Raw genomic sequence first — 10,265 nt, 5'->3', positions numbered from 1 at the left:
AATGGGAGATCCAGTCTAATGCTATCGCCGACTACCTAAAGGATCCAAAGTATGCGCTCTAAATTTTTTTCGGAGGGTTATGCGTAAGTCCTATTGAAGAAGAAAAAACGGGTTTCAATCTGAGGAAGGGGTTGAAGCCGGATGTGTGTGTGAGTTACTGCAGAACAGTACCTCTCGGCTTCGATCTATTGTGAGTTTTTGCAGAAGAAATGCTTTTCGAGAGGGTGTGTTTCGGCCGTCTTCATCATTCGATGGTGAAATGAAAGCGTATTCAAAATAAACCGCATGTTTTCTTTTGGATTTCATGCTTGACAGGGGAGGAGATTAAACTATACCGGGTTAAGGTGACATTGTAGAGATACCCTATACTTGAAAAGAATCCCTATCTTGACAGAAGATACTTCATCGAGAGAAACAATCGAATCAAAAGACAAACTCCATGGTTTCAAACCACTTTTACATTTTTGCAGTAGGTAGCCGCCCATAAGATGGGTAGTGAAATGCATGAGCCGGATGCGATGAAAGTTACACGTCCGGTTCTTAGAAGGGGGAGAGATGACAACATATCTCCCCTATTCGACGGGGAAAAGTAAACCGACATTGACACCTTCATATAAACTGCCATTGAATTCCCGTGGAAAAGGAATGACGGGTGATTGGTGCCCTGTGGCTGCATGTGGTCGGGGGTGGGTGAGCCCACTTTGCTGACATAGGATTTACGACAGCCTATGGTTGCACATAACGCTTAATATAGGAGAGATCGAATAGGTGTTAGGTACAGGTCTTGCCTAATTTACAGGGTAATACTGACATAACCGTTGTCGCACGGATAAGGTCCTGATTCTTCTGTATGAGTGTTTGAAACCGGGGTTCATAGATCGAAGATTGATCTCCCTTGAGAGCGTCTACTTTTGTGCTGTCGATAGCAACGAGAGTGACCTCATAACCCAAAACAGCGAAGCATACACCAGTTACAAAACCGACATAACCGGTCCCGATGGTAGAGAAAGCACTTCATTTAAACCTCTTCTGAGGATTATAAGTTATCATAGCGATACTCTCCGGGTAATTTTCAACGAACCACACCATAAATGCGGTGACATCTATTTTTTCACTGAGCAAACGTTCCCGTTTCTCTTGTCCCTTCTCCTTGAGATCTGTTTCCTGTAACAATTCCAGTGCCTTCTTGATCGACGCTTCCTGGCTTGCTTTGTCCAGCCTGAAATTATATACAAGATCATACCTACTCTCTTCCTCATCTGTATACCCACGACCGGCAAAGTCACAGAATATCGCATGTGTTCCTAAAACAGCACACTCTGATGCCATGGTTGAGCTTTCTCCATACAGAAGTGTTGCGTAATAGAGGAGATCGTGCATTTTCTCCGGAGAGACAGATATCCGGTATTTTTCAAATTCATCTGGTAGAGTTTTCTCAGAGGTTATGAAGACACGCCCGTACTTTTCGAACTCACGAATCGCCTTTCGCTTGATATCTATAGTAAGGCCTTTGTGCCCCACATCATGGCTCGCCTGCCAAGAGACAAAGCGAACAATGATGAAGGGGTCGCCCTCGGCGAGGCCAAGCTCGGAGAGGACGGCGGGGTCGGGGGTGAAGTAGTTTGGATGGAGGTAAGCAAGTTCGTGGTAGCCATTGTAGCGGATCTGTTTAGGGCCAATGTCGTCCAGGTAGCAGGAAGGCGTGCAGATACTATCTGAAAATGGAAAGCTAATCGCGTTACCTAATATTGCATGCTCGGTATCAGTGAAATTAATCGATTTTGCATGAGTAAACTGTGACACATGTGTTGCAATAATGGCATTTATACCCATTGTTATATCAGGTTTATATTTTCTAGCAATTTTATATAACTGAAAATCTCGAATCAATAGCTCGTAAATAAGCATTAATCCTGAATATCTTTTAGAGGTAGTTATATAACTCAGTTCATATGCATTCAGTAGTGTATGCGTAACGTCCTTGTCGCTTGCTGTTAAAAGGATTTCATGATTACGTTCTCTCATTTGCCAAATGAAATTTTTGAAAAAATGCACATGCCCAGGATGACCGATATCTATAATAATCCTCATGTTCTCATATCTCCTGAGAAAGTTACCCCTAGGCTTCTTTTCTTCCGGGATAACTGATTAAAACAGTTCTTTTCCTTCCGTGAAAGAAAAACATGCTTCCCGCCTCCAGAGCCGATCCACGCCCTTCATAATCACTACATTTTAAATCCATAACCCGGCACCACCACAGTCTACATCAGGAATGTTGACGGCACCTGTTACCGAAGCCATTATAAATGACATCTGTAGATCTTTTAACACTTCCCAATCTGCCACGTCACTATGTAAATCTACTTTAAGCTTTTCAGTTGCATTCTTATTATTATTTACAGCAAAATCTGAATTCCAACCATTGTCAGTGTGAAAAGCCAGTGAGCAGAGCCACATCTCCTTAGCAAGGTGAAGTGTGTATGTACTATCCCTTCCACCACTTATTCCAACGATGTAATCATATTCATTATTCTTATATTTTTCTTTAATTTTATTTATATAATTTTTTGACATATTTTGCCTTTGTTTTCCTAAGGGATGTTTTCTCTCTAATTTATCATGAATATAACAGAATTCACACACACCCTGTTCATCAAACTTGATTATGGGAACGGTAGTATCCATAATACAACGTTTGCCAACCCGCGATCGATTAATGTTATACATACACCATTATATGTATGCATTATATTTATATTTTTTATTGCCATAAATTTAATATGTAAATGACAAATCATAAGATGCTCAGTGAATTAATTTAAGTTTTTTTATCCCAGCCTCTTTCAAAAGCATACCTTCTCTTTTCATTTTTTGTAATTGATACCATTGCCTCCATTATTGCCCCTAATAGAACAAAGGGATCATAACGAGTAATTTCATCATAACAAAGATCATCACTCCAAAATTTTATAAAATCATGTATATGGGATGCATTATTTTTACTTTCAGTTAACCATAATAAATCACCAATTAACCACCGACTTCTCATTCCAATTGAATATTCAATGACAGGTTCAATGTCGCCCTCCATTTCCATGCAATAAAGCAGATATGGAAAATCAACTCCAGAGAAAATTGGAAGAGAAAGAGAACCCCAAAAACGGGGGTTTATTTCCATTAGTTTATATTCATTTGTATAAAAATCTTTTCGAAATTCGACCATTGCAACACCATGCCATTGTATAGCTGAAAGCAGCTTAAAAGAATAATTCTCAAGTTTGGTGTCTCTGATCCCTTCCCGAAGTGTACTTGGCCCTCCACTTGTTGGGTACTCCCTTATTCTTTTATGGGAAAAAAAAGCTCTTAAACTTCCTTGGTTTAACAATACTGATGTTGCATATCCACCTCCGTGGGGTACGAATTCCTGTATCATGAGGTCGCCATAATTTTCCTTGATTTTATTATAAGTGTCTTCTAGGCCCTTTGAAGATTTGACATATGTCACACCTCGCGATCCCGATCCCTCTGTCGGTTTTAAAATTAGCGGGAATTTAAAATTTTTTATTATCTCATCAAATTCTGGTTGTTGATTATACACTGTTTTAGGATGTGGGATACCTAGTTTTTCTGCAAGTTGGATAGTTTTAGCCTTATCACGTCCTAACATCATAGTATTATATTCTACTAGAGGTAGTTTCACAAAAGGGCGAAATTTTTCTATATATTTTGATAATATTAATGTTGCAGAATCTCTAACTGGTATTATCATATCCAACTCATTCTCTAGGACATATTCATACATAAAGTCAGCAAACTCTTCCGGATAAAAATCAGGATCTGGATAGATGACGCGTTTATTCACATACTTAGAAAAAAAAGTCGAGCAAATATAAGTGGATTCTCCAACTATGACGTAGATTCCTTGTTTGGCGAGTGACCGTACAATCGATGGCGTGGCACGTGATCTACCATCTGTTACAAAAACTCTACTCACAAATTTCCCTCCTTTAAAACTTTATTGCATATTGATCTTGCCAGATTTCGAAAATTCTTCGTTTTAATCGTACCAATAATGGCACTTGGTATATGGACATAGGGTGATGATTCACTCCCAAATATTTGTTTTTTTGTGTCTTTTAGCAGTTTCCTGATTTCATCTATATCGGTTATTTCTTGTTGAATGACAGTCTGAATTTTACCAACCTCGTAGCTAAGGTGTGCATCACTCCCTCCTATCCCTTGAAGATCATATCTCTTTGCTAAGTCTGATGCTAAAAAATTTTCATCTTGAGATATCCTTCCATTTAATACTTCAATGATATCAACCATAGCAACAATCTCAGAGGAGGGGGAACGATTTTTTTTAAAAGGGTGAGGTAAAACCACCAAACCGTCTTGCTCTCGTATTTTTTCAATGACTATATGAATGTCGCCAGGCTGAATCTCTTCATTTAAAAAAAGTCCAATGATATCACCTTGGTTTGTGCTTATCTCTTCTCCTATTATTGTAATGATTTCTGAATTATATGATGATGCTTTCATTGCTCCCTCTAGGGTGTTATGGTCAGTTATCGCAAACCCTGTGAGTTCTCTCTTTTTTGCAATTTTATATATTGCTTTAATGCTGCTCAGAGAATCATATGAGTAATGAGAGTGTATGTGGAAGTCAAAAGCAGAAACACTATTTTTCATAATTATCTACCCTCATTTAAATTAAATTTATTATAATATATATATATATATATATACATATATAAATTTCAAATCAAAGGAAAAGTCGCATTGATCAATTATTTCTGTGACATTTATGACTAATCGATCTGTTTTTTTCATTTTAATCCTCAAGTTGATCTTGGATAGGTTTGATAGAAATGTTTTCATCCATAATTACTTCTATTATTTTTTTAATTCTTTTTTCAATAATATCTCCTTTTATTGTCCAATAAAATGGTCTGTTATTTCCAATAGTCGGAAATATCTCGTTAGAAATATCAAGGGGATGAAAATAAAAAATTGTATTCCCACGAATTAAACTTTGTTTGAGACCTTTTAGAATTATATTAGAACCAAGAAATCGTAACATAGGCCCTCCTGAAGTTGGAATTTTAATTCCTAAGAGATTCCAATATGACCACGGAAATTCAGTAAATTCCCCTTTTTTTCCAGAAAATGGAGAATTAGATTTGATATGATATGGGTGTGATGATACTTTTTGTAATGTAGAATCTGACTTGCTATAAAGAGAATTTACACTTACAGAAGAGTCATATAAGAAACCCAATTCACTGAGGGAATCGATCATCCATCCCGCTATGAGTGCATTGGGAGCTCGATATCCATTAACTGGCTTCGCAATACACATCTCAAGGATATCTTTTGCATATTTCGTATTTGTTTCAAATATCTCCTTACTTATGAGAGGCTGTTTCGTCTTTGGATCAATCTTACATGCATGATGCAGACCATGACAGGCAATCTCATGCCCGTCTTTGTCGATTGCTTCAACCAGTCCGGGATACCGCTTCACCACATCGGCGACAACAAAAAACGTGGCTTTGATCTCGTGTTTTTCAAGCAGATCAAGGACGCGGTGGGTAGGCTCAGTCAGGTAATCATACCGGTCAGTCCAGCTCTCGAAGAACTCATCTGTATTTTTGTATACAGAGAATGGTGAGCCACAGACAGATGGGATATGGTACCAGTCCTCAATATCCACAGTAACTGCCAGAGAATGATTAAAATTCTTATGCATGATTATCTCTCCTCCAGAATCATTCATACCACCCGCTATTCTTCTCCATCTGCATGTCAAACAACATTGCAAAGAGAATCCCCTGAGCCCCAAGACCAATAAGAAGCAAAGATACGACGGCAGGAAGAAATATTGGCCCGTTTTGGACAAGTTTGAAGTACAGGCTCCAGGCACCCCCAAGAATGCCCAGCATACAGAAGACTACCCCGAAGAAGTAGTAGAAGACGAGCGGGTGAAACCCAAGAACGACATATTTCATCTTCAAACGCCAGAGGAAATCCTTCAGAAGAAGCCGGGAGAGTCTGACGATGTAGGTACTATACCGGATACCGGATGTCTCCCGGCCATACCGTGAGGGATGAGGGACATTTTTAACCCTGAAGCCGTAGACGTTCAGCTGAACGAGGACATCGTTACAGTACCCATAACCAGGGTATATTGAATCAAGGGGGATTGTATTAAGAGCCCTTCTCGATATAGCAGTGTACCCATTCTGAGGATCGACCATCTGCCAGTAGCCTGATGCAATTTTGGTTAGAAGCGTAAGGATCGAATTTCCGAAGAACCGCCATCTGCTCATGCCCTGCCGGAAGTCACGGTTTACGAGCCGGTTGCCCATGCTGTAATCTGCCTTCTCATCAACAACAGGATCCAGCAAATGGGGCAGGAAGTCCGGATCCATCTGGTTGTCACCGGCCATCACGGCAGTGATGTCAATATCCTCATGAAGGGCTGCCTTGTAGCCAGTGACGATGGCGGCACCCACCCCGAGGTTTTTCTCATGATGGATAACGGTCACCCGTGGATCCATCTCCGAATAACCACGAGCCTTATCAAGCGTTGTATCCGTGGAAGAGTCATCGATGATAAATACGCGGTCAACAAACTCAGGAATCGATGCAAGCGTCTCAAGGATCAGCAGCTCTTCATTATAAGCGGGAACAACCACGGCGATCCGTTTACCACGATACGTACGATAGCCCTGCTCTTCATATTGCGTCATATGAATGACAGGCCGGGGGGATCGACTTATGTACTTAAGCTCCATCATTATGCGCATCCTCCATCAAATTGATAATTGATGAAAATCTCGAAGCTATTTCTGAAGGCATCCTGACGTGATCAACATCATGACTAAATTGCATCGTCTTCCATCTACCACCCTATTGTATACATTCATTATATTAAATATTAATGTTTTAATAAATTTAGAGCCTTCTAAGTACTCTCTTGGCCACATAACATTTGGGAAACACCCCCCCTAAGGTGAATAAATTAAAGAAATGGTTTCATCATTATAGGTGGAGAAAAATTCATACAGTACGTTTCTTTAATCAATGCGGTTCTTCGCCAGTATTCTGAAGAGGGACATGATCCAAAAGTGATAATAATTAATGAATAACCTCCAAATGCTATTGCATGCTCAATACAAACAATTAATGGAGGGAATGTGTTCCTGCATTCGGATCAATGTACTCAGTTGCAGGTTGTAAGATTAGTTCATATCAATCAGCAGGATAACCCCCGGGTCATGATCCAATCCGTGAATTTTCAATGATTCCAAGGGGATTGGGAAAGAAAGTGGCTGAATACCGGGGAATTCACTGAGCTACAATATGTTGCAATTGAGGGTACTGTTCGTTGTGAGGGGGCGGCAAAAAGACCAACCGTATAGCCGAGTGCTGTCTTCCAATTGTTGTGAGTTTTCGTTGCAAAGCAGTTTCTCAGGGACGCCTCTTCAAAGAAGGAGTTGAGAAGAGGGATGTGCGAAACAACGTGTCCAGCGAGCGATTCTACTTCATGATGAATAATACCATTAACACAAATAATATTATTCAAACCACCATATAAAGATCATACCATTTGATGTCAATTGTATCTATTTGAACCTTGACATTGTAGAGATAAATAAATCATATAATAAAAATTAGAATTTTAATTAGCATACACCAAAGGTGAGAACTGGATTTCATAAATAATACGATTTTAAATATATCAACATTCAAATATTTCTTTAGACGTGCATTATAAAATGACAATAAGATTCATTATATTTGTAAAATTCTAACATATCGTTAAAATATATTATCGAAATATATTTAAATAATTTCACCAAAGTAATTTGCATATGAGTGAATATTTCACCAGACTATGCATTGTGTGTGCTGTATTTTTTTGCATTGTGCAATTGTCTACAGCTGCACCAACAACAGCAATCTACGGTGCTGAAGCAAACCCCACAGGGAATCCCATCGGGGGCGGTATTGGATATAGTGATATAATTCAACCGACTGATCCCCGGGTCATAGCGATCGTTCATGATAAAGCCGGATTACTTGCTGCTTTAAACAAAGCGAAATCCGGCGATATTGTGTATGTTCATGCGAATGCCAACATCGACATGTCAGGTACGCATAATACCCAAATTCCCTCAGGTGTTACGATTGCAAGTAATCGGGGGGAGAACGGTGCTCCTGGCGGTCGGATCTATCAGAATGTCAACAGGGCAGACACGTCAAATAGTTTGCGCCTCTTCGAAACAGCAGGGCCGAATGTTCGGATCACCGGGCTCAGACTGCAGGGACCATACCCGACCACCCAAAATTACCGGGACGGTCGACACGCCATACGATCAAACCATAACAACTTCGAAGTAGATAATTGTGAAATTTATCATTGGGGGTATGCTGGAATACGCATTCATCATACCGGACCAGACAGTGGCCAGTATATCCACCACAACTACATTCATACAAATCAATTTTCCGGAACCGGGTATGGAATTGTATTACTTGATTCGGAGGTTTTAATTGAAGCGAATCTGTTCGATAAAAACCGTCATTCCATAACGGGTTTGGGTGGACCAAACTGTGCGTTTGAAGCACGGTACAATATCGTCGGTCCAAGTGCCGCCTCTGCATATTTTGACATGCACCAGGATCCAAATAATCTAAGATGGGGGGGAAACTGGGTTTATATCCATCATAATACCTTCCTTGGAACAGATCAGAACGCATTCAATCAGAGAGGTCGTCCACGAACCGGAGCATGGATTGAATATAATATTATGGACAGTCGATATGCAGGAACTGGTCCTGTTAGACAGACGTTTCATGATCTTGCTCCAGCTCAGAGCCCCTATGGAAATGTGTATATGAGCAATAATATTATTCAGGGAACATTATCAAAAATTGGCCCGGTTTTCTATCTGCATGATACCAAAGGCTATGTCGAGCCCACACCCTATCCGATTAAACATCAGGTGAATGCTCCAATATCTCCTCAAAATCCTGAATTGACCAACAATAATTATAATAGTGACAATAGTAATCCGGTTAGCTATTATCAGGCTACAGGGAATTACGTGAAAGCTACCTATCCTCCAACCAATACCGTCACTCCGGTTCCAACACGTCTGCCAACACCTGTACCAACACCGAAGTTAAACAGAATTGATGGAGTGACAGCTATTGCTGATATTGCGGTTGAATACGGTACTTCATTCCAGAAGATCGAACTTCCCAGAACCGTTCAGGCAATCATTCATGATGGATCTGAGCAGACAGTCAGTGTTGACTGGTCCGGAGCTGCATCCGGGTATGATAGCACAACCTCAGGCACGGTCAGGCTCAGAGGTATCCTTGTGAATCTTCCGGGTGATACCATTAATCCAGATGGGATCGCTGCTCAGGTCAATGTCAGAGTTGGCAAGAAACCAGTGTCACAAACCTCATCTTCCGGACAGCAATTGACTATTCCACTTCAGATAGGATGGAACCTGATATCTGTCCCATATGAGGATGCAGAGCTGACCCTGACATCACCGGCTACGGTCCAGGTATTAGACCCAACAAACAATCCAAATTCCCGTGAGGGAGAGGTCATCGGATTTGATGAGATTGTGCCAGGAAGAGCATACTGGGTCTCGTCATCCAGTGTCAGTGAGATCATCGTGAAGGGAACCCAGCCCTCCTCGATCACCATAGAACTAGAACAAGGGTGGAACCCCATCGGTGCTCCCGGTGATGAAATTCATATGAATGATATTATCAGTGATCCTTCAGATCCCTGGTCCCTACCATTTGTCTATGCATACAACCCTGAAAGACGATCCTATGAAGCGGTGACCACGCTTGAACCGGGTCGCGGATACTTTGGTGCTATTGGCTCAGGGTGTACACTAACAATACCATGAGTAAAAATTAAGTATTTATGGAATTGCCAGGTACGATACCTTCAATTTTTTTAATATATTAAAAATACCATGCAAGCCAATTGTCAGAGAGCCTGTACTATAATGTTCATCTACCTTCGGAAAAAAGGAACGTTGAAGGAGGTGCAACCATCATGCTCCCGCTCTTTGTATATGGAGTGATTATCTCACTACATAATTGTCGCCACCGGGTGATATACTCTTTAGAGTTTTTCGATTAACCCCCCCAACAACGATCACTTGAGGGTTGAAAACCCTACAACAAACCCAAATTTGCAAAAAAAAATAGGTTACAACCGC

Annotated in this window: 8 protein-coding genes; 1 reads left to right on the top strand and 7 read right to left on the bottom strand. The window is 40.5% G+C overall.

Annotation, left to right across the window (positions count from 1 at the left end):
• Nucleotides 1-771: 771 nt before the first annotated feature.
• The 7 genes from J2T58_RS10905 to J2T58_RS10875 form a co-directional block, all read right to left on the bottom strand.
• Nucleotides 772-999: a hypothetical protein gene (locus tag J2T58_RS10905; protein ID WP_366518476.1), complete on the bottom strand. Its 228-nt coding sequence runs from the start codon at nucleotides 997-999 to the stop codon at nucleotides 772-774.
• A gap of 15 nt (nucleotides 1,000-1,014) precedes the next feature.
• A complete protein-coding gene (locus tag J2T58_RS10900) occupies nucleotides 1,015-2,091 on the bottom strand; it encodes a DUF354 domain-containing protein (protein ID WP_253489959.1) in 1,077 nt (358 codons plus the stop codon).
• Nucleotides 2,092-2,232: 141 nt separating this feature from the next.
• The gene (locus tag J2T58_RS10895; protein WP_253489956.1) at nucleotides 2,233-2,685 is read right to left on the bottom strand and encodes an adenine nucleotide alpha hydrolase family protein; all 453 of its coding nucleotides are present in this window, start codon (nucleotides 2,683-2,685) and stop codon (nucleotides 2,233-2,235) included.
• A gap of 133 nt (nucleotides 2,686-2,818) precedes the next feature.
• Nucleotides 2,819-3,862 carry a carboxylate--amine ligase gene (locus J2T58_RS10890; protein WP_253489953.1) on the bottom strand — a complete coding sequence of 348 codons (1,044 nt, stop codon included), beginning with the start codon at nucleotides 3,860-3,862 and terminating at the stop codon, nucleotides 2,819-2,821.
• Between the two features lie 128 nt (nucleotides 3,863-3,990).
• Nucleotides 3,991-4,692 (bottom strand): PHP-associated domain-containing protein, encoded by a 702-nt coding sequence (locus tag J2T58_RS10885; RefSeq protein ID WP_253489951.1) that lies wholly within the window; start codon nucleotides 4,690-4,692, stop codon nucleotides 3,991-3,993.
• 142 nt (nucleotides 4,693-4,834) lie between these two features.
• Nucleotides 4,835-5,779 (bottom strand): polysaccharide deacetylase family protein, encoded by a 945-nt coding sequence (locus J2T58_RS10880; RefSeq protein ID WP_253489949.1) that lies wholly within the window; start codon nucleotides 5,777-5,779, stop codon nucleotides 4,835-4,837.
• A complete protein-coding gene (locus J2T58_RS10875; protein ID WP_253489947.1) occupies nucleotides 5,772-6,803 on the bottom strand; it encodes a glycosyltransferase family 2 protein in 1,032 nt (343 codons plus the stop codon). Before J2T58_RS10875 ends, J2T58_RS10880 begins: the two co-directional genes overlap by 8 nt.
• Nucleotides 6,804-7,880: 1,077 nt before the next feature.
• On the opposite strand from J2T58_RS10875, the gene J2T58_RS10870 reads away from it, so the two are divergent.
• Nucleotides 7,881-9,947: an Ig-like domain-containing protein gene (locus J2T58_RS10870; RefSeq protein ID WP_253489945.1), complete on the top strand. Its 2,067-nt coding sequence runs from the start codon at nucleotides 7,881-7,883 to the stop codon at nucleotides 9,945-9,947.
• Nucleotides 9,948-10,265 lie beyond the last annotated feature (318 nt).

It is taken from the genome of Methanocalculus alkaliphilus, assembly GCF_024170505.1.
GTDB lineage: Archaea > Halobacteriota > Methanomicrobia > Methanomicrobiales > Methanocorpusculaceae > Methanocalculus > Methanocalculus alkaliphilus.
Note: the sequence above shows the minus strand (reverse complement) of the source record. Positions and strands in the feature narration are given on the sequence as shown.

Excerpts from the sequence above, each read along its gene's own strand:
- J2T58_RS10900 (WP_253489959.1), bottom strand. The coding sequence starts at position 2,091 with ATGAGGATTATTATAGATATCGGTCATCCTGGGCATGTGCATTTTTTC.
- J2T58_RS10895 (WP_253489956.1), bottom strand. The coding sequence starts at position 2,685 with ATGGATACTACCGTTCCCATAATCAAGTTTGATGAACAGGGTGTGTGT.
- J2T58_RS10885 (WP_253489951.1), bottom strand. The coding sequence starts at position 4,692 with ATGAAAAATAGTGTTTCTGCTTTTGACTTCCACATACACTCTCATTAC.
- J2T58_RS10880 (WP_253489949.1), bottom strand. The coding sequence starts at position 5,779 with ATGAATGATTCTGGAGGAGAGATAATCATGCATAAGAATTTTAATCAT.
- J2T58_RS10875 (WP_253489947.1), bottom strand. The coding sequence starts at position 6,803 with ATGATGGAGCTTAAGTACATAAGTCGATCCCCCCGGCCTGTCATTCAT.
- J2T58_RS10870 (WP_253489945.1), top strand. The coding sequence starts at position 7,881 with ATGAGTGAATATTTCACCAGACTATGCATTGTGTGTGCTGTATTTTTT.